Here is a 20,325-nt window from a genome sequence, read left to right as displayed (position 1 = left end):
CAAATGAATCGAAGATGCAAATTTTACAATGGTTGATTGAATGGAATATATTGGAGTTAAGGCGTGAGAGTGATTACTATCATGCCTTTTCTTTTTGAAAGTTGAAACATTAATAAGCCAAGGAGGTGTGAAGATTGAAAATACTTGCAATAATCGGGAGTCCTAAATCAAATGGAAATACGTATAGGACTGTTAATCAAATAGAAAGAGAATTGAATGAAAAGAATGATGAAATTGAATTTGAGTATATCCAATTAAGCAGGATCAGGCTTGAACCCTGTAAAGGATGTTATGTATGCATCGAAAGGGGAGAAGAAAAGTGTCCGTTAAAGGATGATAGAGAAAGCCTGGAAATAAAAATGAAACAGGCTGATGCAGTTATATTTGCAACGCCGGTGTATACATATAATGTATCATGGATAATGAAGAACTTTTTGGACCGCTTTGCTTACCGCTGCCATCGACCAGATTTCCATGGGAAAAAAGCAATGGTAGTAGTGTCAACGGGAGGAGTTGGTCTTAGCTTCGTTGCTTCGCTGTTATCTTTTATGCTAGGTACAATGGGATTTATAACCTGTGCAAAAGTAGGAGTAACCTTTGCACCACCCCATGAAAAAAATGATGAGAAACTGAAAAAGGAAACAAATAGATTAATTAAGCAAACTGATGTATTCTATAAAAAATTAAATGATACAAGCCCCGTAAAGCCATCTTTTTTAAAACTTTTAGTATTTAAAATGCAGCAAAAAGCATTTTCAAATGCACCTCAAGACTTGGCTGATTTTAAATTCTGGAAGGAAAAAGGTTGGCTGCAGAAAAAAGAAGATTATTATTATAAAGTACATGTAGGAAAAGTTATTAAAATATTTGTATCCCTTATTTCTAAATTATTTATAAAATATTGAGGTTTAATAAAAGATGAGGTTTATGTTATGCCAAAAAAGGATAATATGCTGGCAATTCTATGGATGCTGAATTCGGGCGTAAAAATGACTGCAAAACAAATATCCGAAAAGTTAGAAATAAATATAAGGACAGTTTATCGGTACATTGATGCACTATGTGCCAGTGGAGTACCTATAATATCCGACACAGGTCATAATGGTGGGTATAGCTTGCTGAATCATTTTATTAGAGCACCTCTGCTATTTGATATTGAGGAAAAAAAGGCACTCCTTCATGCTGCTGTTTTTGCAAAAGAAGCCGGATACCCTTTGAGTGAGGCATTAGGCAATGCGACATCAAAATTGAAAATGTATTCGAATCAGAAGCAGGAAAGTATACTAAGCCGTTATTTAGCCGGATTTGAAGTTATAAACCGCATGGGAAACCCTTCTGTTCAGCCAGTATTGGCGGAATTGGAGCAGGCTGTAGCAAACCAATTCTCTGTAGAAATTGATTATCGCACAAGGCAGGAAGAACAACCCAAGAATAGGGTGATAGACCCGTATGGAATGGTTTACTGGAACAATAAATGGTATACTGTTGCATTTTGCCATCTAAGGAATGAGATTCGCAGCTTCCGGGCAGAACGGATTCTACAAATCAAGCGTACTCAAATCATATTTAAGCGTTCCGAAGCATTTTCGGCCCGTGAATTTTTTATGCAAAATCTGTTACCAGATTTAGCAGGCAAGGACGGGTTAATTTCTTTAATTATCGAAGGCAGGTCAGAGGCATTGGATGACTTATGCCTGCATTGGTTTTTGGGGCATCATCTGAAAGAGCGGACATCAAATCAAGCAATCTTTTTACTTGAGGAAAAATCAATTCATACATATGTCCCTAATTTTCTCCTATCCTACGGGAAATCCATTCAAGTAATAGAACCACAGAGTTTGAAAGAAAAACTTGTTGCTGTTGCGTCGGAGTTAATAGAATATTATCAACTTTAATAGCTTCACTGACAGCAGATGTCAGTGAAGCTATTTTATTATAATGATAATCATTGATTACCGGTGAATGGTTGGTATCACTTGATGAATTGTAAAATAAGGAGAACTTGCAAATGAATAATACGGTATATCTTTATGTGTTTGACACAATGTCAGACTGGGAAATAGGTTACTTAACTGCCGAACTGAACTCGGGAAGATATTATAAAAAGGGGCTGGCCCCATCAAAAATAGTTACCGTGGGAATTGAAAAAACTCCTGTGACTACAATGGGCGGATTGAAAATACTGCCTGACATCAAACTGGATGAGTGCAGCATTGAAAGCACAGATGCATTGATTTTACCCGGTGGAGATACATGGACAGAAACAATTCACCAACCCATCTTAAAAATCGTTGAGAAGTGTTTAAAGGAAGGTGTATTGGTTGCAGCGATTTGTGGTGCTACAATGGCACTTGCCCAGACAGGATTGCTGAATTCACGTTGGCATACAAGCAATGATCTGGAATACCTTAAAATGATCTGTCCCAGTTACACGGGCGAAAAGTATTACAAAATGGAGTCTGCTGTAACTGATGGAAAACTGATCACTGCATCTGGAATAGCTCCGTTAGAATTTTCTGTACACGTCTTGAGAGCTCTGGGTGTGTTTTCTTCAAAAACATTAGATGCCTGGTATAGTCTTAATAAGTCTCATGAATCCAAATATTTCTATGAGCTGATGAATTCAATCCAATGAGTTCTCGCTCGTCCTTGGGTAAGTCCTGCAATAATATACTATAGGCCATTTCATTTTAAGATGTATAGTCATGTGAGAATATCTCGAAAGGAGTTTTCCTCATGAATATTACATCTTTTTTATTATACTGTATTATCATTACTATAACGCCAGGGCCTACGAATATCGTCATATTATCCACAGTGCATAATTTTGGGACAAAAAAGGCAATGGAATATACGTATGGAGCAACTATTGCTTTTGGTCTATTGCTTGTTATTTCCGCTATGGTGAATACTATGCTTATCACGGTAATGCCTAAAATTTTAATTGTTATGCAGATCATCGGAAGCTTTTATATGTTCTATCTCGCTTATCAAATTTACAAAATGGATACATCGAAACCAACTGTAAACCAAACCGGTACCTTTATGTCAGGCTTCCTTATGCAGTTTTTAAATCCAAAGGTCGTACTATTTACAATGACTGTAATCCCCAGCTTTATTCTGCCCTACTATACCGCAATGCCTGCGGTGACAATAAGTGTTATAACTATAACTCTTATTGGATTTTTAGCCTTTATTACATGGGTTCTTTTCGGCACAATCTTCAAGGTGGTTTTACAAAAGCATACAAGGGCTGTTAATGTAATGATGGCTCTATTTTTAGCTTATGCTGCAGTAATGATATGGATTTAGGCAAGCTATTGCGAGGTGAGTGAAGTGGACAAATTTATTTATAAAAAATCGGCAGGTATTACTGCGTTGTCAGCAAGCATGACTGATTTTACGTATAAAAAGCACTCCCACAAGGAGTATGCAGTAGGTGTAACATTGCGTGGTATTCAAGAGTATAACCTGGATGGCAGTCTACAATTATCCTATCAGAATGGTGTTATGCTTTTTAATCCGGAGCAGGCACATGACGGAATGGCCCATGATGAGACCGGCCTGGATTATGTAATGCTATATATTGAGCCGCAATTGCTTTTGGAGGTTATTGAGAAAAAGGAAATCGTACGTTTTTCAACCCCCATTGTGTATGATTGTGGACTCGAACAAAAAATATTAAGTCTTTCTAATGCAATATTAAGCGAAAAAGATGAGGCTTTGTGCAGCGAGTTACTCTTATCTCTCACGGATAGCCTTGTTCAAACGAATCTGTCTACAGAATATAAGAAAGATAACGCTCTAATTCGAAAAGCAAAGGATATGCTTCATTCCAACTTGGAAACTGTACTTAAACTTGATGAGATATGTAAAGAGCTTGATTTATCGAAATTTCAGTTTATCCGATTATTCAAGGCTCATACTGGAATTTCACCATACCAATACTTTCTTAACTGCAAGATCGAACGTGCAAAGCAGTTAATAGAAAAAAACGGAGATATTTATACAGCAGTAGCAGATTGTGGCTTTGTTGATTTAACTCATTTAAATAAACACTTTAAAAGCGTATATGGAACAACAGCATTTGAATATAGGTCCCATCTAAATTGAGGAGTGAAATCGGTGGTCCGAGTGATCTCCTTGATCTCCTTATCTTTTGTCAGAATCGTTGGTGATAATGAAGAAATCCAAGGATAGGGCAGGATATTCTATTCGCAAAAGAACCTTCAAATCCACACATGAAGTGGAGATGAAGGTTCTTTTTTATGCGTGAGGCTGATCAAATCCATTAAATTTTCTGAGCATCGTAATGAACGCGTCAAGCTGATCATTGTTCCAATTGGAAATTCGCTCATAGAATGCGTTCTCTTTCTCCTTAAGGGCATGAATGGTCATTTGGTGTCCAAGCTCAGTGAGAGACAGAAGGACCCCTCGTCCATCATCGGGCGAATTTTCTCTATTCACATAACCCAAAGTCTCAAGCTGTTTAACAAGGCGGCTGACGGAGCTGCGGTCCATGGCTGTGGATTCCGCGAGAGCGGCAGCGCTTGTTGGTCCGTAGGAATAGAGCCAACGAATAATATGGAAGGCCGCAGGCTGGATGGAAGGATCGAAACGTCCTGCAGTTCTGACACTTAGCGCATGGGAGGCGCTGATAAGCGCATGAAGCTGTTCGCCAAGCTGAAGTTCCAATTGCTCTCTTATCTCATTTTTGCCTAGGTCATGATCTTGATAATGTTCCACTGCTTTGCCCACATCCTCTAACGATAAGATTTAATTTGTGTAAGTAGTTGACATATATCCATTAAATCAATATAGTTGACATATGTCAATCAAATACTGACTATAGCCTGTTTTCTAAAGCTTAGGAATTATTGCACAAAAAAGTATACCACACAGAGGAGACTTATTATGACTAAACCCATCGTCGTCATCACTGGAGCAACAAGCGGGCTGGGGCGAATTGTCGCCATGGATTTGGCGAAACGCGGCGCTCACCTTGTCATGACGGCCAGAAGTAAGGAGAAGGCTGAGGCAACCCGGCAATGGATCAAAGATAGCTCACCTTCAACAAAAGTAGATTTCTTTTACGGGGACTTGTCCCTGATGAAGGATGTGAAACGTGTTGGACAGGAAATTTCAGCCGCTTTTCCCAAGATTGATGTGCTAGTGAACAATGCGGGGCTCCATGCCTTTGAACAACGGAGTACCTCTGAGGGATTTCCTGAAATGATTGCGGTGAATTACTTGGCCCCGTGGTTATTGTCGCAAGTGCTGGAACCATCCTTAAGAAACGCGGGAACGGCCAGAATTGTAAATGTGGCTTCAGAAGCCTCGCGAAATCACGGGATTCTAAAGCTGCCGGGTGATTTAACCGATACCACTCCGTTTACAGCCAGAGGCTCATCTGCCATCTACGGAAAAACCAAGCTCCTCAATATTATGTTCACAGCTGAACTGGGCCGCCGGTTAACCGGAACCGGAATCAGTGTAAATGCATTGAACCCCGGGTTCAATGTTACAGGACTTGGACGTGAGCTTTGGTTCGCGCCCATACTTGAACGCATCTTAAAATTGCTCCATATTGGCGATCCGCGAAAAGGAGCTGAAATCATCACCCGGTTGGTTGTGGACCCGAAGTACCAGAAGGTGACGGGAGGATATTTTAACGTTGGAACCGGGGATTCCATTGGGCCTGTGAGCCCAGGTGGGGATGTCGAAATGCAGAACAAGCTATGGAGGGTAACCGCAGATCTTTTGGAACAAAAAGGAGTGCTGAATTAATGAACAAGATTAATAAAGGACCTCTGTTGTTCATCATGATATTGGGCGCTTTCATAGCCGTTCTGAATCAGACGATTATGAGTGTGGCTATTCCAGAGTTAATAACAGATTTTAACATCGCGGCCACAACGGCTCAATGGCTGACAACAGGGTACATGCTTGTAAATGGAGTTTTTATTCCTATAACAGCCTATCTAATGCAGCGTTTTACGACCCGTGAATTATTCCTTTCGGCTATGCTTGCGTTTCTTGCCGGATCTGTTGTATCTGGAGTAGCTCCTGGTTTTGAACTGCTGCTCATCGGCCGTCTTGTGCAGGCTGCGGGAGCAGGCATCATTATGCCGCTCCTGATGAATGTTGTGCTTGCCATCTATCCTGAGGAGAAGCGTGGAGGCGCAATGGGGCTCATTGGAGTAGCCATTATCTTTGCCCCTGCAATCGGTCCGGCCTATGCCGGGTATATGCTGGATCATTACGTCTGGCGCTCGCTGTTCTATGTCATTATTCCGTTTGCGGCGCTGGTTATCCTTCTGGCCTTTTTTTACTTGAAAAATGTAACGGAGCGGGCCTATCCCAAACTGGATATTGCCGGAATGATATTGTCCACTGTTGGATTCGGCACTTTACTATATGGATTCAGCAGAGCAGGCGCAATCGGCTGGACAACGACCGAAGTGATTGTAACCTTGCTCGTTGGCGTGATCTCGCTGGTTCTGTTTTCAATAACCCAGCTAAAGAGCAAAAATCCTTTGCTGGAACTGAAAGCATTCAAATACAACATGTTTACGCTGACTACCCTAATTAATGTTGTTGTGACGGTGGTCATGTATGCGGATATGATGCTGCTTCCAATCTATTTGCAGAACATGAGGCACTACACGGCATTCGATGCCGGAATTTTGATGCTGCCAGGAGCCTTGCTTATGGGCTTGCTTATGCCCGTTGCGGGCCGACTATTCGACAGGTTTGGAGCAAGATGGCTGTCGGTTATCGGCATCGCCATTACGATTGTGACAACGATCGGCTTTACTTCGTTAACGGACTCCACAAGCTATACCTATCTTCTGCTATTGTCCACCGGCAGACGAATCGGAATGGCAATGTTCATGATGCCGATTACAACCGCGGGACTCAATCAACTTCCGGCTTCGTACCATGCTCACGGAACCGCCATTTCCAATACGGTCAAGCAGGTGTCGGGTGCCATCGGCACAGCGCTTCTGGTTACGATTCTGACCAACCGGGCGCAGTTTCATGCGGTTAGGATAGCTGCCGAAGGAGTGATTCACGATCAGGCGCAATTGCTGAAGAAGGCCTCTATAGCGGGGATGAACGATGCCTATTTAGCCGTAATTATTTTTGGAGCAATCGGGCTGGTGATGTCCTTCTTCATTAAGAAAACAAAGCAGCCTGAAGTCACTTTGCAAGGTGATTTGATACAGGCTGGAACTGGCAGGGAGGCCTGAATTGCAAAATATGCGGATCAGGCGAATTTGCCAACAGATCAAGTATGGATCGCGAGAGTTATTTCCGCATATCCTCAAACTAAATAAACGCCAGTAAATGGCGAAAATAAGCTAACCCAAAAACGAATCTTAGCACCAGCTAACAGCATTAACCGTGTTAACATTTGTTTCCTCTGTGGTATACTCAACTCAGAAACAGCGTACAACGCAAAGAGAGCCGTGCGGGAACACGACTCTCCGAGCAATAGCCGCTTTTAAGGGCGGCGGCTTATAAGGTAGGCCTCGAGAAATAGACCGTTATCCTTGAGCAGGGCGGTCTATTTCTTTTTGAGGTACGTAAGCAGAGCCAAAACGAACATGCTAAACATGATCATCAGCGACAAAGCTTGATAGATCTGAATGCGGATTCTGTAGCCACGCACGCTTGTCATCACTCTTGCCATCCCTGTGATGGGTATTTTGTCGGATAAAATGGGGTCGGAAACGTTTAATATAGTTAACTTAATAACTGAATTCTTTAAATAAACTTTCAATAAGCTTATATGTATCCTGCCAATCTAAATTTGCAAAATTGCATAGTAAAATAACACTGAATTCTTTTTCATAAAATCGGACAATAATACTTCTAAAGCCTGCATCTCCACCTGTATGCCATATAGTCTTTTCGCCGCAGCGTTCTTGTATCATCCAACCATAACTATATCCGCCCCAAAACTCAGTTAACGGATTGCCAGATGAATCCAGACCAGCTTCAAATATTGTTCTTTTTGTTTCTTCTTTAAGAAGACTATCGTCGTATAAGGCATCATCCCACTTCTTTAAATCCAGAAGAGAGGAAAATACATTTGCACAACCTGTAGCAAACGTATCTGCATAGAAACACTTCCAGTATTCCCCACTCTTCTCATACCCATAAGCTCTATGGGGTACAATTGGTTGTTCTTCGTTAAAGACAGTAGTGTTCTGCATACCTATGATGTCAAATATATATTGCTTTAAGTAATCTCTGAGGGTTAAGCCTGTTATTCTTTCAATGATAATGGCTAACATCACATAGTTGGAATTAGAATAGTCAAATTTGCTACCTGGAACAAAGCAGAGGCTGTTTTCATTTTTCAGTAAATTTAAAACTTCTGTATTACTGGAATACAAAGAATTATTTCTGGCTTTTTGCCAAAGAAGCTCATTATAATCTATTAGCCCAGCCGAATGGTGAGACAATTGATAAATGGTAACATCACCAGCATAATGTCGAACTTCTGGTATATATTTTGTTATCTTGTCAGATGGACAAATTTCTCCTTTTTCAATTAATTGAAGAATAGCCATTCCAGTAAATTGTTTGGAAATAGATGCTAAATTAAAAACGGTGTCTATGTTTATCGGTATATTATGCTCACAGTTTGCGAGACCGATCGTGTCCTGATATACAATTTGACCTTTATGATTTGCAATAACTCCCATACCAGGTGTATTATCACCACATATTTTAGGGAAAATATCTTTTAGCTGTAAATTCATTATCTTCATAACCTCCACTGTATACCGCATTAATATGAAAAGTTATATGTTAAACGCAGATGTATTGGCGGAAATAGTAAAGAGGGGCGCCGCCCCCCTTTTTTGTTACATACATCAATTCCAAATATCAACAATGGGAATGCCATTTTCAATTCTTATTTTGGCTTCAGCAATATAATCTTTGCCCCATTGATTTAACTTAGATAAATCAGGATGATTTTTGTACATGCCGATGTATACAATGATTTCCCGAAGAAGCAGAAACCACGGGATCTTTTTGATCCAATAATCATCGATTACATTTTCGAGAGTGTAACCCCTCATAAAATGCTCCATGAAACGGGTTGCCTGGGATTCGCGCAGCTCTCTTCCGTCATCCCCGCCGTACACATAAACCAGATAGTACAGCTGAGTAACAATATCATCAACAAACCAGCTGTACTGAGCTTCATCGAAGTCAAACAACGTAATGCCGCCCTCATTTACCCTCAAATTTCCAACATGAATATCCCCGTGAGTCAATCCATAGGATTCAGCGTCAATCGGCAATTCTTTTTTTATTAAAGATATTGTATTCGTACACCCAGCAATTACCTTGGTTTGATCAGCGGGAATAAACTTGTGCATATTCATCAAGTAAAAATTGTGTTGCCAGTCTTTTCGTTGTATGGTCTGAGTTGAAGGGGTATAAGCCTTGGAGAGAGCATGTAATTTCCCAACGGCTGCACCGCATTTGTAATACAGCTCATGGTCATGAAGGCAATCAGGGTAAGAAACGGCTTTTCCCTTTGCTTTGAGAAAAGAGGTAACGATAAAAGAGGAATCCTTTACATGGACATATTCAACTAAATTTTTTTGTGTGGATTCAACTGGTATAGATACAGAGAGACCGTTACAATGCAAGTATAGCAGCCAATCTAATTCGCCTTTGACTAAATCCATACTGCGGTGTTCAGTCGGCGTAAACCGTAGAATATACGGGTGTCCATTTCTTTGGTATTCATATACAAAATTCATGGAACCGCCAATGCTGGTCAGTTCCTCTGCAGATATGTCATATAGGGCTGCTCCGTATCGTACAATCTCAGCATTAAATTTTGATTTGATTTCCTGTTCCAAGTCGTTTCTCCTCTCTAAGATAAATTCTTATTGAGAGAAGTTACGAATTCGGATGTACCTGAAACAATGAAAATTCATGATCCATCGCTCCTTTGTCCGGATTTACTGATTCTTACTTTCTACTTGATGTGTCGTAAACCCTTTTAAATATTATATGAACCCTTAATTTAAGGGGCCTTGGAACTATGTTCAGAGAGGTATAACTTATGAATATAAAAAAAATAATCATACTATCACTTGTATCAATTTTTATATTAAGTTCAGCCGGAGGTTATTATTTTTCCTACCAACTTCCAAAATCAATGGTGAATCGTATTATTCAGAAATCAATCGAAGGTAATTTTTCTGATTTAAATATAAGGACACAAGATAAGGAAACCCTACAGCAATTTTTCAAAAGTGAATATGCTACAAAAGATCTGGATTTTTCCGGAGAATTCACACATATGAACCCGAATCTACCTGAACTGCTCTATAATTTCGAATATATTGAATATAATCAAATTAACCAAATCAGACAAATTATTGTTGGGGCTCTTGCTATTGAAATGACTCGCCAATCTTTTTTCAAATGGAAGATCAAACAGGTAAGAATCATAAAAAACCTGCAAATATACAATTAATGTTCACAAGTATTTGAAAGGGGATGAACAACATGGAGTTAACAATTATCGAACGCCCGCCGACTGTTCTGGAACATAAAACTTTATGGGAAGCGGTTGGATGGGGAAAAGTTAATATAGAGATGACCGAACAGTCCATTGCCAATTCAGTCTATGGCGTAGTTGCAATAAGTGATGGAAATGTAATCGGTATGGGACGGATTGTGGGCGATGGAGCAATGTACTATTATATCCAAGATGTAGCTGTACTGCCTGAGCATCAAAACAAGGGAATCGGCAAGGAAATTATCGGAAAACTGCTGAACTATATCAATGATAATTGTGCTGGAGCCGGTTTTGTCGGTCTATTCGCATCACACGGAAAAGATGAATTTTACGAAAAATTCGGATTCAAAGACCATTCGCCCGGAATGACAGGGATGTTCTTGGTCTTGGATAAATAGTTGTAATGAAAATAAGATAGAGGGATACCACTAGCCAGTCTTCATATGAGCAATACCACTTCAGAGAGGGAAAAGTTCCCTCTTTTTTGTTTGCAAGGTAATGTTATTGACTAACTCCTGTCCCATATGCGTTTTACTTCACTAAGCCTTAGATTGTCGAAACTTAACTTGTATATGTCAGGCATATCCAACTGCTTCCAAAATGTATAATCAAACCTTTTATCGAAGTAGTTCATCATTAAAACCATGATATTACCATGTGTACCGATTGCTATATTTTTGCCTTCATATCGTTCCAATACATCTTCGAGTGCTCGAACCCCTCTTTTTTGGGCAACCATGTTGGATTCTCCGCCCTCCCAGGAAAAAGAATCATCCTCCCATACCTTTGCTACAGCGTGTTCAAAGTCATCGACAGGATTTTCAGCTAGTAATCTTTCTCTAAAATCTTCTTCTATGGCTATATCAACCCCAATGATATCGGCTAATCCCTCAATCGTTTGGATTGCTCTTTTATACGGACTTGAAATTAGGACACTTATACATTCATTTTTCAGTAATTCAGTAACTTTCCCAGCATCCGCTTTTCCGCGTTCAGATAAGGGTCTGTTTAATTCATCAGCAGAATAAATAGAGTGAGCATGTCGAACAAAATAAAGATTCGTAATCAACGAGGTCACCGCTCCTTAGATTATTATATAGCCCCCACTAAGCCCCGCTCAAAAATGCCTGAACATATTTAACAATCTTTCTCGCTGCCGGAGACATGGATTTCAAGGATGGGGCGGCGATGCCGATAGACCGGTAATGATCGCCTTCCAGATCAAGGATGCGGATATGGCTCGGAACTTGATGCAGCACCATTTCGGGAAGGATGCTGATTCCCATACCATTTTGAACCATAGAGATAATCGCCTGGTCATCTTCGAACTCGAATTTAATGGCGGGGGACACGTTGTTTTCTTTGAGGATACGCCTCACATCGTTATCGCAGCTTTTCTTGGGCAGGATGAACGGCTCTTCTTTGATTTGTTCAAAACGAACCTCATGCAGTGCAGCAAAAGGGTGTTTATCGGGAACGATCAGCACCATCCGGTCTTTTTTCAATGGAATGACTTCAAATGACTTGGAGGCGGGCAGCGAGAGAAAGCCGAAATCAACGGCGCCGCTGGCTATCCAGTGCTCGATATCTTCATAGCTTCTTCCTTCCAGCAGTTTCATTTCAATCGAGGGGTGGCTTTCGGCAAAGTAACTCATGATTCGGGGCAGCCACTGTATGGACACGCTCGCAAACGTGCCGATACGTACCGTTCCTGTTTCCAGCCCGTTAATATTTGCAATCTGCTGCTTTAACCGCTCGTTCCCTTTTAAAATCTCACGGATATAGGGCAGGATCAGCTCTCCGGTGCTCGTCAAATGGACGCCGGCGCGCCCTCTGCTAAGGATCGAAAATCCCCACTCCGCTTCCAGGCTGGCAATGGCATGGCTCACGGCAGATTGGGTAAAACCCAGTTCCGCCGCGGCTTGGGACAGGCTCCCCAATTCCACAACCGCATGAAAGATCTCATACTTGGCCAGTGACATGTTCTGATCACCCTGTTCGTATTATTTTTTTTCAACTAAGGCATGAATAACATTCATTTTCTTTATATAAAATGTACACGTATACTTCGAAGTAAGCAATATCTCAGGCTGAAAGGAAGTATTGTATGAACACAGGGTTAAAAGCGAATGTGATGCTGTTGATCGTGACGATGTTTTGGGGCTCATCCTACTTGTTTATGAAGATGGGGCTGACGGATGTACAGGAATTTAACCTGATTGCCTTGCGGTTTGGACTGGCCTTTATTTTATCCGGAATAGTCTTTCACAGGCGCCTCATTCATGCCGATTTCAAAACTGTAAAATATGCATTTTGGCAGGGAACGATTTTATTTCTCGTATTCGCCGCGATTACGTTTGGCGTGAAATCCACATCGGTGTCCAATGCCGGATTTTTGGTAAGTTTAACGGTCGTATTTGTTCCGCTGCTGATCGCTCTCCGCTATAGAAAGATGCCCGAGAACAGGGTGATTGTTGGCGTGTTCCTGGCCTTGACGGGCATAGGACTGTTAACGTTAACAAGCCGGTTCGTCATCAGCAGCGGGGACTTGCTGTGCATCCTGGGCGCGTTGATGTATGCCATTCACATCGTCGTTACGGGAAAGCTGACAAAGAACGTGGACTCCCTTACTCTTGGCATTCTGCAGCTGGGGTTCGCCGGAGCATGGGGGCTGGTATTCTCCGCTTTGCTGGAGCAGCCGCAGCTTCCGGAAACAGCAGACGCTTGGGTTTCGGTTCTGGGGTTGAGTCTATTTTGCAGCGCATTTGGCTTTATCGTCCAGACGGCGGCCCAGAAATACACGACCCCAACTCATACGGGGCTGCTCTTTTCATTGGAGCCTGTTTTTGCAGCATGGTTCGCGTTTGCTTTTGCGGGTGAAAGACTGACCCTGCAAGGCTATGCGGGAGCCGGTCTCGTGCTGCTCAGTGTGCTAGCCGCCCAGATCGATATTAAAAAGATACTAAGAAAACCGGGATTTCATAAATCCAGTGCGGAGTCTCAATCTAACTCCATAGCAGGCTAAAAGGAGGCGAACCGTAATGAACGTACTCATTGTCTACGCCCACCCGGAACCGAAGTCATTCAACGGAGCATTGAAGGATCTGGCCGTTGCCGCTCTGACCATCAGGTCATAAGGGCGGACTCCAAGGCAGAAAAGCGATGGTATCGACGACAACCGGATCTCCAAGAGAGGCATTTACTCCATACGGAATGGATGGGGATATTCATGAGAAAATCCTTTATCGGATTCATCATGGGATGCTCTATTTTGCAGGCTTTGAGCCGGTTGAGCCTTATAGATAAACAGACCGTCCGCTCATGACACATGGGGTGGACGGTCTGTTCTTTTTTGGAGCATTTTTCGTATTTCCTGAAGTGTTTGCGGCCGGCAGCCGGGCAATGACAGAACCTTGGGCTGGGTATCCGCATAGGATGGAGCGAATGACTATGAAGCTTTTTTACGGAGGTTATGTTCATGAGTGTTCCATATCCGGCTATGCAGCAGCAGGTTCTTTACCAGGCAGATCCGAGCAGCGTACAGACTTTAAAATCCATTAAGGATCGGACCCATCACATTTGCAGAACGTATATTAATCGGCGCGTTCGTATTCAGACATTGTCAGGCCATGTCCATGAAGGCGTCATTGTAGGCTGCGACGACCGGCAGCTGTATTTGAGAGTTAAAAGTCCGGGCTACTCTCGTGCCTTTTACGGACCCAGCGATGAAGCCATCCTCACTTTGGTTCTTTTTGAATTGCTGGTCATTGTTCTGCTCTCTTAAGGGCGCACTAAAGATGGGGGGAGCATAGGCTCCCTCCATCTTCGGCTGCTTGTTAACGATTCGCAGTTTGATGATCATGAATGGTTAAGCATCACCTAAGCGGACTGATCATCTCACGAAATGATGGTGAAGGTTACATATTTACGGTTGCCGTGTTCGAGTAAGCGGACATTCCTCCTGTATTTACGGCTGCTATCCGATAGGTGTACTTATGACCAGGCAAGACGAATCTGTCGGTAAAGCTGACGCTGCCCAAATATCCCAGCCCAATTACGGTGTAGGCTCCGCCATTATCAGAGCGTTCGATTACAAAACCGGTCTCGTTATTGGCATTGTCTCTCCATGTCAGACGGACTCGTAATCCGGTAAGCCGTATTGCAGTCAAATTGGATGGAGCAGCCGGGGGCTGAACCGGATTGGGAATAACCTTCACGACATTGGAAAAGCCGGAGTCAACTGTCACCACCGGAAAACCGGGAGTGGCGGTGTCGCCGACCGTGTTGGAGGCAACCACCCGGTAGTAGTAAGTGTTATTACTCATGCCGATAAAATCGGTATAAGAAGTTGAATTGGCGGGCAGCGTTGCTAAAGCAGTCCAAGGGCCGGAACTGCTGACTGCCCGCTGGACAGTGAAGCCGGTCTCGTGTGCGGAATTATCCGTCCAGGTCAAAACTACACGCTTGTTGAAGAAGGAACCGGTAAGATTGGCAGCGAGACCCGAGGGCGCTTTCGGCGGGACGACAAATGCCATAGAATGCATCATATCCATCTCTTCATGAGCTAAAATATGGCAGTGATACACGTATTCCCAGCCAAAGTTCACATAATGGTTGGTAACTTCGGTAACCGGATTCCCCATTGGATCGAACCATCCTGCGGGCGGCGGCGGTGTCAGTACAGCGCCCTCGGGCATTGTCGGGTCGATCAAGCGGACACTGTTTGGCACTTCGAATGGTACTTGTTCAGGAGTGGGAATATTGGGTCTGAGCGCAATGATTGTGTGCTCCAGCGGGTTTACCCTGAAGGTTTCCTTCCAGCCCAGCTCATTGGGATCAGGCGGCATCATAGCTCCATCCCAGGCGACACGGTTAATGAGCTGCACAGAGAACAGGTGAGTGTGAATCGTATGGGTATCCACACCGTTGTGAGTGATCTTCCAAATCTGGGTTCCATCCTGAAGAGAGCCAATCGGAGTCGCATTAAGATTTGCTGTGCCCTTGATAATTTCAACGGGCGGACTGGCATAGCCATAGACTACGAATTGATTTAAATTTGAGTTCGTGGCGGGGAATTCCAGTCCAAGCATGCCGCTCATTCGTCCATAGCCGGTGTCATAGACTTCGCCCATCTCATCTTGCAAAGCTTTCGGTTGGATCTGCAGAGTAACAGGCGGCTGAAGAACTCCGCTCGCGTCAATCGGACTAAAGGTTTTGGAGAACTCTTGAAGCTGCACGTAGGCGCTGGCTGCATCTGTAGGCAAGTTGTTAACGTTATAGGCGGAGTTGTAGGCAGCCTGCGGGATAATGATCGGATCATGAGTCGCTTCAAAGACACCTCTTTTTGTAGCTGTTTTAGAAAATGCTGCTTCTAGCGTAGAGAGGTCATACGCAGGTGCGGGAGCGGAAGCGGCCACTCTGATCTGCATGATTGTACGGGTGTTGGGACCGTAGCCAGGCTGCGTGGACGGAGCGCCGCCCTCGGCCGTCTGGTCCGGGTTGCCCGTGTAATAGTCATAGCGCGGATCGGAAGCCGGGAAAGCTGCTGGAGCATCGTTGTAAAGAATGAGGGTCTTCCCTGCATACTGGGAAAAATCGACGATAACATCTGCCCGTTCTGCGGTTCCGAGGAGAAGCGAGTGCTGATCAACATTTCCGAAGTTGAAATTTGTCGCATTGAGGTTCCATGTGATCGGCTGACTGGGTATAACCACAGGTACCGGGAGGAACCCGCCTTCGGTGCCGATCTGAATCCAATCCGGTCCTTTTAAGGCAGAATCGGGCACGCCGCTTGGCCAGTCTGCAGGAATACCCGGTGTTCCACAAGCGGGTACCATCTTGACTTCTGTAGCATATCCCGTATCAGGTGAGATATAGCCGGAAGAATCGGCTACATACATCTGCAAATTAAGAAAACGGTCATCGGCAGCATTAAGGATGCGGAAACGGTAAGCCTTGGGCTCCACTTCCAGGTAGGGGTAGGCTGTACCATTGACAAGCGGGGTGTCCATAAAGGCTTCACCCGGCATCGAGGGGTTTGGCGTAGCAGGCATCATTGGCGGGCGCCAGGACGGATTTGCGGGATCGTAGTAGGGGTTCGGAACCGGTCCATGCTCTATATCCGTCGTTGGCGGCCAGAACCACGGGCCGTACATCCATCGGCCAAACGCGTTTGCCCCGCTTGGGTCCCAGGGATTCTGGGCCGGGCTGTAGACATGAGGATACCAAAGGTCGCCGGTATTAGGTGTACCTGGCGTTGTTCCCCATGCCCAAGTGGGATCCGTACTCAGGATGGTGCTTGCATCAACGAAAGTTTTGTCTTGGATAACCAGGGGGATTCCCAGATCGGGAAGAAGCTTTTGCAAGCCCGGATTCACCCCGGTTGTATTGGTGCCGTTAATAAGATCCTGTTCGACCTTGTCTGTTAATAGATAAGCTGCGGCTTCTCCGGCGTAGACATTAAGGCGGGTGATGCCATAGGAGTGATCATGATAGAACATCAGCCGTGCGCATTGTGCATTGGTATAATACAAGGTCTGTATGCCATCGCGGGGGTCGTCTGCATTCCCCATATCCGGGACGTTGACTACACTGACACCCTGAGGATAGGGAGTATCTTCTCCCGCCGGTGTAATCCACTGATGAGGCGTCCCGTCGCTAATCCAAATGGTATTATTGCCATGAAGATGGATGTTGGCACGATTTTGTGTGTAATTCATAGGCATGGCATCATGTCCTAGAGGCCCATGCCCAGCTCCCATAACGGTTGTATCCACCGGGAGGAACAGATTGCCTTCGGCTCCGGTAGGAAGCAGATTATAGAACTTGATGCGCACCGGCACATCACGGGCGGCGATAATGGCAGGCCCCATATAATGGGGAGCATCCACTCCATAAGCCTGAGTGCCATCACCTTTTAAAATCGGTGCACCATTATGGGTCAAAGCAATATGAGCACCGGGAATGACCGCTGTAGACAATTGCACATAGCCTCTGAGCGTGGTTTGCGGCAGATCCGAGTGCATCTTTTCTTTAAACTCGACCACGGCAATTTCGTAGTAGTCAGAGCCCGGATAAGTCTTCGTATCGGGGACAGCAACCGGGATGTACTGGCCTAAAGCATTTTTGCTGCCTTGTCCAAGTCCCGGCATTGCATCAACGAATTTTCTAAGCGGCGGACTGTAAGCCCAGTTGGCGGTACCGAAGTAGTCCGGAATAAGATACCCTGTGTTCGGATCTGGTACAAGAGCTGCCTGGTCCAAAGATTTTTTTGTCGGCATTTTTCTTCTCCTTATAGAGGTATTTATGAAGCGATGCTAGCAATGATTTTTACTTCACAATATATTATTCCTTACGCAAACTAGGGTTTGTGCGTGAATCATCATACATGAAATTTGGTTATTGAACCCTGATTTGATAGATACCCGGAGTTTATTATTCTGCATCTATTTTGTGCTCTCCACACATGTGGATTTAGATTTTTGTATCATGTAGCCACTCAGTTTCTCTGTCGGAATTCTATATCTTATTGGTGCTGCTTGGCGATTTAGGGCTAAAGTCTGTGTTCTTTTTTTCCGATAACAAAGGTAAAAATTTAGATCGGAAAATTTCTGTAAGGGGATACTCTATGATCATTGCGCATAACCTGGCGGTTTTAAATACATGGGACAAGCTAAGGAAGAGCAGCGAAAGCAAGGGGAAAACTCTAGAGAAGCTATCCTCCGGACTGCGAATCAATAAAGCGGCGGATGATGCTGCGGGGTTATCGATTTCTCAGAAAATGAAGGCACAAATCCGAGGGCTCGCACAAGCGCAAAGAAATATTCAGGACGGAATATCTCTCATTCAAACCTCCGAGGGCGCTCTCGGAAATATACACGAGATGCTGGACAGGGCGAGAGAGCTCGCCGTTCAGGCAGCCAACGGAACGTTAACCAATTCGGATCGCACGGCGATTGATGAGGAAATCACTCAATTGAAGCAGGGCATTGATAAAACGATTGCCGATACCAAGTTCAATACGATACCTTTGTTGACCAAACCCAAGGCAGAAACGCTTTCGATTGATTTTAACTGGAGCAATGTTGCTGTTTCGTCTGTCTTCATGCCGAACGGAGTTTGGGACGGGAATAAATATGTCGTTTTGGACCTGCCGGGAGGTCCCGGCGGGTCGGAAGTTTATCATTCCACGAACGGCATTAGCTGGAATAAAGAATCGGATATTTCGGGCGGATACGCCATGGATGTCCTATGGAATGAACAGCTCAGCCAATATGTGGCCGTCGGCGGGGTAGACGGTTCCACAGCAGGCTTCATTGCGACCTCTTCAGATGGAATGAATTGGAGCCCTCAGGTATCGAACAGCAGCGAGCAGCTGATCAAAGTGATCTGGGCGGCAACCAGTATGTCGCAATCGGAGCCGATAACGGAATGATTGTCACTTCTCCGGATGGATTGAACTGGACCCAGCAAAATTCTACAACGACTAAGCGGCCGCTGGATATTCTGTGGAGCGGAAGCCAGTATGTAATGGCAGCCTATGACGGTACCATCGTCACCTCGCCCGATGGGTTCAATTGGACGAATCGTCCAACGCCTAGTGTCGACGAGTTTTTTGCGATGACATGGAATGGAAATCAGTTCCTGGCTGTAGGCACGAACGCGAAAGTATTGACTTCACCAGACGGAATCACATGGAACCAGACACAGTACGGAGCCTCCGGTGAACATCTGAATGATGTGATTTGGAACGGTAGTCAATATGTAGCGGTTGGTTGGAATATTATCATGTCTTCGCAGGATGGATTCACATGGAATGTGCAGCAATCAACGGGCTACCATTTAAATAAAGTCGTATGGAATGGCACCTATTACACTGCGGCAGGGGATAATGGAGTAATTGTCACTTCATTGAACGGAGTGAATTGGACTCAGCAGAATTCAAACTCGACGGATGATTTCCTGGGCATCATTTTGAATGAAGATACCGGAGTGCCAACGGTTCTGAGCGAATATGGAACATTTACCGGACCATCACAGGTTGTTCCCCCTCATCAGCTTATCTTGCAATTAGGTTCAAACGCAGGCCAGACGATGACATTGGATATGCCCGACCTCGATTTAACCGTGCTGGGAATTAAGCAGGCTTCGGTTAAAACGGCGACTCTTGCCGAAACGGCGCTTGGCTATTTTGATCAAGCCATTCACAAAGTGTCTGCGGAACGGGCTAAACTTGGGGCTTATCAGAACAGGCTGGAGCATGCGATGAATAACGCATCCAATGCTGAGGTGAACCTGACGGCGGCAAATTCCAGAATCGAAGACGCCGATATGGCGCAAGAAGCTATGATGAATATAAGGAATGGGATACTGGAAGAAGCTTCGAGAATTGTTTTGGCTCAAGCCAACCAGATGTCGGAGGCTGTTCTAAGCTTATTGAAGTAGAATTTTAAATACATATGATTTTCATCCCCAACTCCATCGAATGCCTCCATTGAGGAGCGGAGGAAACTATTGCGCGCTGTGAAAACTGGAATAAAATAAAGACAGAATATTTCGTTTTCCTCCGGTAAAATCTTTAGGGGCGGTTAAATTGGCGGTTCAGTGGATCAAAGAAAAGTGGCACTTTCTCGGAATGATTCCGCTGGCGCTTGCTGTAGGCTTTATTTACATAAAAATAAGAAGGCTTGTTCCCATCATGATCGTCCATTATATTATGGATATAATGACTGTCGCTGGCGTGTTGACGCTGTCGATGTAATGTG

General features: G+C 44.1%; 23 protein-coding genes. 16 read left to right on the top strand and 7 right to left on the bottom strand.

Annotation, left to right across the window (positions count from 1 at the left end):
• The first annotated feature begins 134 nt into the window (after positions 1-134).
• From G5B47_RS15645 to G5B47_RS15625, 5 genes are all read left to right on the top strand, one after another.
• Positions 135-905: a flavodoxin family protein gene (locus G5B47_RS15645; protein WP_165099798.1), complete on the top strand. Its 771-nt coding sequence runs from the start codon at positions 135-137 to the stop codon at positions 903-905.
• Positions 906-932: 27 nt separating this feature from the next.
• Positions 933-1,895 carry a helix-turn-helix transcriptional regulator gene (locus tag G5B47_RS15640; RefSeq protein ID WP_165099795.1) on the top strand — a complete coding sequence of 321 codons (963 nt, stop codon included), beginning with the start codon at positions 933-935 and terminating at the stop codon, positions 1,893-1,895.
• A gap of 113 nt (positions 1,896-2,008) precedes the next feature.
• Complete coding sequence (locus G5B47_RS15635; protein ID WP_165099792.1) at positions 2,009-2,635, top strand: type 1 glutamine amidotransferase family protein; 627 nt, start codon at positions 2,009-2,011, stop codon at positions 2,633-2,635.
• Between the two features lie 101 nt (positions 2,636-2,736).
• Positions 2,737-3,312 carry a LysE family translocator gene (locus G5B47_RS15630; RefSeq protein ID WP_165099790.1) on the top strand — a complete coding sequence of 192 codons (576 nt, stop codon included), beginning with the start codon at positions 2,737-2,739 and terminating at the stop codon, positions 3,310-3,312.
• A gap of 24 nt (positions 3,313-3,336) precedes the next feature.
• Positions 3,337-4,113: an AraC family transcriptional regulator gene (locus G5B47_RS15625; RefSeq protein WP_165099787.1), complete on the top strand. Its 777-nt coding sequence runs from the start codon at positions 3,337-3,339 to the stop codon at positions 4,111-4,113.
• A gap of 153 nt (positions 4,114-4,266) precedes the next feature.
• On the opposite strand, the gene G5B47_RS15620 is transcribed toward G5B47_RS15625, so the two are convergent.
• The gene (locus G5B47_RS15620) at positions 4,267-4,746 is read right to left on the bottom strand and encodes a MarR family winged helix-turn-helix transcriptional regulator (RefSeq protein WP_165099785.1); all 480 of its coding nucleotides are present in this window, start codon (positions 4,744-4,746) and stop codon (positions 4,267-4,269) included.
• A 168-nt stretch (positions 4,747-4,914) separates the two neighbouring features.
• On the opposite strand from G5B47_RS15620, the gene G5B47_RS15615 reads away from it, so the two are divergent.
• Entirely contained in the window at positions 4,915-5,787 is an 873-nt protein-coding gene (locus G5B47_RS15615) for an SDR family NAD(P)-dependent oxidoreductase (protein WP_165099782.1), read from the top strand.
• Positions 5,787-7,253 carry a DHA2 family efflux MFS transporter permease subunit gene (locus tag G5B47_RS15610; protein ID WP_165099780.1) on the top strand — a complete coding sequence of 489 codons (1,467 nt, stop codon included), beginning with the start codon at positions 5,787-5,789 and terminating at the stop codon, positions 7,251-7,253. The genes G5B47_RS15615 and G5B47_RS15610 overlap by 1 nt, the downstream gene beginning before the upstream one ends.
• A gap of 317 nt (positions 7,254-7,570) precedes the next feature.
• Here G5B47_RS15610 and G5B47_RS25935 read toward each other — a convergent pair whose 3' ends face one another.
• From G5B47_RS25935 to G5B47_RS15600, 3 genes are all read right to left on the bottom strand, one after another.
• The gene (locus tag G5B47_RS25935) at positions 7,571-7,684 is read right to left on the bottom strand and encodes a putative holin-like toxin (protein WP_268958505.1); all 114 of its coding nucleotides are present in this window, start codon (positions 7,682-7,684) and stop codon (positions 7,571-7,573) included.
• 70 nt (positions 7,685-7,754) lie between these two features.
• Positions 7,755-8,774 (bottom strand): serine hydrolase domain-containing protein, encoded by a 1,020-nt coding sequence (locus tag G5B47_RS15605; RefSeq protein WP_165099779.1) that lies wholly within the window; start codon positions 8,772-8,774, stop codon positions 7,755-7,757.
• 114 nt (positions 8,775-8,888) lie between these two features.
• Positions 8,889-9,893 carry a phosphotransferase enzyme family protein gene (locus G5B47_RS15600; protein WP_165099777.1) on the bottom strand — a complete coding sequence of 335 codons (1,005 nt, stop codon included), beginning with the start codon at positions 9,891-9,893 and terminating at the stop codon, positions 8,889-8,891.
• Positions 9,894-10,099: 206 nt separating this feature from the next.
• On the opposite strand from G5B47_RS15600, the gene G5B47_RS15595 reads away from it, so the two are divergent.
• On the top strand, positions 10,100-10,516 hold the full coding sequence (locus G5B47_RS15595; protein ID WP_165099775.1) for a hypothetical protein: 417 nt from the start codon (positions 10,100-10,102) through the stop codon (positions 10,514-10,516).
• A 32-nt stretch (positions 10,517-10,548) separates the two neighbouring features.
• On the top strand, positions 10,549-10,959 hold the full coding sequence (locus G5B47_RS15590) for a GNAT family N-acetyltransferase (protein ID WP_165099773.1): 411 nt from the start codon (positions 10,549-10,551) through the stop codon (positions 10,957-10,959).
• A 110-nt stretch (positions 10,960-11,069) separates the two neighbouring features.
• Here G5B47_RS15590 and G5B47_RS15585 read toward each other — a convergent pair whose 3' ends face one another.
• Both G5B47_RS15585 and G5B47_RS15580 read right to left on the bottom strand, forming a co-directional pair.
• Positions 11,070-11,627: a histidine phosphatase family protein gene (locus G5B47_RS15585; RefSeq protein WP_165100180.1), complete on the bottom strand. Its 558-nt coding sequence runs from the start codon at positions 11,625-11,627 to the stop codon at positions 11,070-11,072.
• 40 nt (positions 11,628-11,667) lie between these two features.
• Entirely contained in the window at positions 11,668-12,543 is an 876-nt protein-coding gene (locus G5B47_RS15580; protein ID WP_165099771.1) for a LysR family transcriptional regulator, read from the bottom strand.
• A 125-nt stretch (positions 12,544-12,668) separates the two neighbouring features.
• Here G5B47_RS15580 and G5B47_RS15575 point away from each other — a divergent pair, with 125 nt between their 5' ends.
• The 4 genes from G5B47_RS15575 (at position 12,669) to G5B47_RS15565 (ending at position 14,345) form a co-directional block, all read left to right on the top strand.
• Complete coding sequence (locus tag G5B47_RS15575; RefSeq protein ID WP_165099769.1) at positions 12,669-13,586, top strand: DMT family transporter; 918 nt, start codon at positions 12,669-12,671, stop codon at positions 13,584-13,586.
• Positions 13,587-13,602: 16 nt separating this feature from the next.
• Positions 13,603-13,698, top strand: coding sequence for an NAD(P)H-dependent oxidoreductase (locus G5B47_RS25650; protein WP_235949964.1), 96 nt, complete (start codon positions 13,603-13,605; stop codon positions 13,696-13,698).
• Positions 13,699-13,723: 25 nt separating this feature from the next.
• On the top strand, positions 13,724-13,867 hold the full coding sequence (locus G5B47_RS25645; RefSeq protein WP_235949966.1) for a hypothetical protein: 144 nt from the start codon (positions 13,724-13,726) through the stop codon (positions 13,865-13,867).
• Positions 13,868-14,039: 172 nt separating this feature from the next.
• The gene (locus tag G5B47_RS15565) at positions 14,040-14,345 is read left to right on the top strand and encodes a hypothetical protein (RefSeq protein ID WP_165099767.1); all 306 of its coding nucleotides are present in this window, start codon (positions 14,040-14,042) and stop codon (positions 14,343-14,345) included.
• Positions 14,346-14,478: 133 nt separating this feature from the next.
• Here the strand turns inward: G5B47_RS15565 and G5B47_RS15560 are convergent, their stop codons facing one another.
• Positions 14,479-17,841: a multicopper oxidase domain-containing protein gene (locus G5B47_RS15560; RefSeq protein ID WP_165099765.1), complete on the bottom strand. Its 3,363-nt coding sequence runs from the start codon at positions 17,839-17,841 to the stop codon at positions 14,479-14,481.
• 347 nt (positions 17,842-18,188) lie between these two features.
• On the opposite strand from G5B47_RS15560, the gene G5B47_RS15555 reads away from it, so the two are divergent.
• From G5B47_RS15555 to G5B47_RS15545, 3 genes are all read left to right on the top strand, one after another.
• Positions 18,189-18,995 (top strand): flagellin, encoded by an 807-nt coding sequence (locus G5B47_RS15555; RefSeq protein WP_165099762.1) that lies wholly within the window; start codon positions 18,189-18,191, stop codon positions 18,993-18,995.
• Positions 18,902-20,005 carry a flagellin gene (locus G5B47_RS15550; RefSeq protein WP_165099760.1) on the top strand — a complete coding sequence of 368 codons (1,104 nt, stop codon included), beginning with the start codon at positions 18,902-18,904 and terminating at the stop codon, positions 20,003-20,005. Before G5B47_RS15555 ends, G5B47_RS15550 begins: the two co-directional genes overlap by 94 nt.
• 148 nt (positions 20,006-20,153) lie before the next feature.
• Positions 20,154-20,321, top strand: coding sequence for a hypothetical protein (locus tag G5B47_RS15545; protein ID WP_165099758.1), 168 nt, complete (start codon positions 20,154-20,156; stop codon positions 20,319-20,321).
• Positions 20,322-20,325: the final 4 nt, after the last annotated feature.

This window comes from Paenibacillus apii (assembly GCF_011043685.1).
GTDB lineage: Bacteria > Bacillota > Bacilli > Paenibacillales > Paenibacillaceae > Paenibacillus_AQ > Paenibacillus_AQ sabinae.
The sequence above is the reverse complement of the archived record's forward strand: the minus strand, read 5'-3'. Positions and strand labels throughout refer to the sequence as shown.

Excerpts from the sequence above, each read along its gene's own strand:
- G5B47_RS15575 (WP_165099769.1), top strand. The coding sequence starts at position 12,669 with ATGAACACAGGGTTAAAAGCGAATGTGATGCTGTTGATCGTGACGATG.
- G5B47_RS15595 (WP_165099775.1), top strand. The coding sequence starts at position 10,100 with ATGAATATAAAAAAAATAATCATACTATCACTTGTATCAATTTTTATA.
- G5B47_RS25650 (WP_235949964.1), top strand. The coding sequence starts at position 13,603 with ATGAACGTACTCATTGTCTACGCCCACCCGGAACCGAAGTCATTCAAC.
- G5B47_RS15590 (WP_165099773.1), top strand. The coding sequence starts at position 10,549 with ATGGAGTTAACAATTATCGAACGCCCGCCGACTGTTCTGGAACATAAA.
- G5B47_RS15640 (WP_165099795.1), top strand. The coding sequence starts at position 933 with ATGCCAAAAAAGGATAATATGCTGGCAATTCTATGGATGCTGAATTCG.
- G5B47_RS15635 (WP_165099792.1), top strand. The coding sequence starts at position 2,009 with ATGAATAATACGGTATATCTTTATGTGTTTGACACAATGTCAGACTGG.
- G5B47_RS15615 (WP_165099782.1), top strand. The coding sequence starts at position 4,915 with ATGACTAAACCCATCGTCGTCATCACTGGAGCAACAAGCGGGCTGGGG.
- G5B47_RS15555 (WP_165099762.1), top strand. The coding sequence starts at position 18,189 with ATGATCATTGCGCATAACCTGGCGGTTTTAAATACATGGGACAAGCTA.
- G5B47_RS25645 (WP_235949966.1), top strand. The coding sequence starts at position 13,724 with ATGGTATCGACGACAACCGGATCTCCAAGAGAGGCATTTACTCCATAC.
- G5B47_RS15560 (WP_165099765.1), bottom strand. The coding sequence starts at position 17,841 with ATGCCGACAAAAAAATCTTTGGACCAGGCAGCTCTTGTACCAGATCCG.
- G5B47_RS15610 (WP_165099780.1), top strand. The coding sequence starts at position 5,787 with ATGAACAAGATTAATAAAGGACCTCTGTTGTTCATCATGATATTGGGC.
- G5B47_RS15565 (WP_165099767.1), top strand. The coding sequence starts at position 14,040 with ATGAGTGTTCCATATCCGGCTATGCAGCAGCAGGTTCTTTACCAGGCA.
- G5B47_RS15580 (WP_165099771.1), bottom strand. The coding sequence starts at position 12,543 with ATGTCACTGGCCAAGTATGAGATCTTTCATGCGGTTGTGGAATTGGGG.
- G5B47_RS15605 (WP_165099779.1), bottom strand. The coding sequence starts at position 8,774 with ATGAATTTACAGCTAAAAGATATTTTCCCTAAAATATGTGGTGATAAT.
- G5B47_RS25935 (WP_268958505.1), bottom strand. The coding sequence starts at position 7,684 with ATGACAAGCGTGCGTGGCTACAGAATCCGCATTCAGATCTATCAAGCT.
- G5B47_RS15630 (WP_165099790.1), top strand. The coding sequence starts at position 2,737 with ATGAATATTACATCTTTTTTATTATACTGTATTATCATTACTATAACG.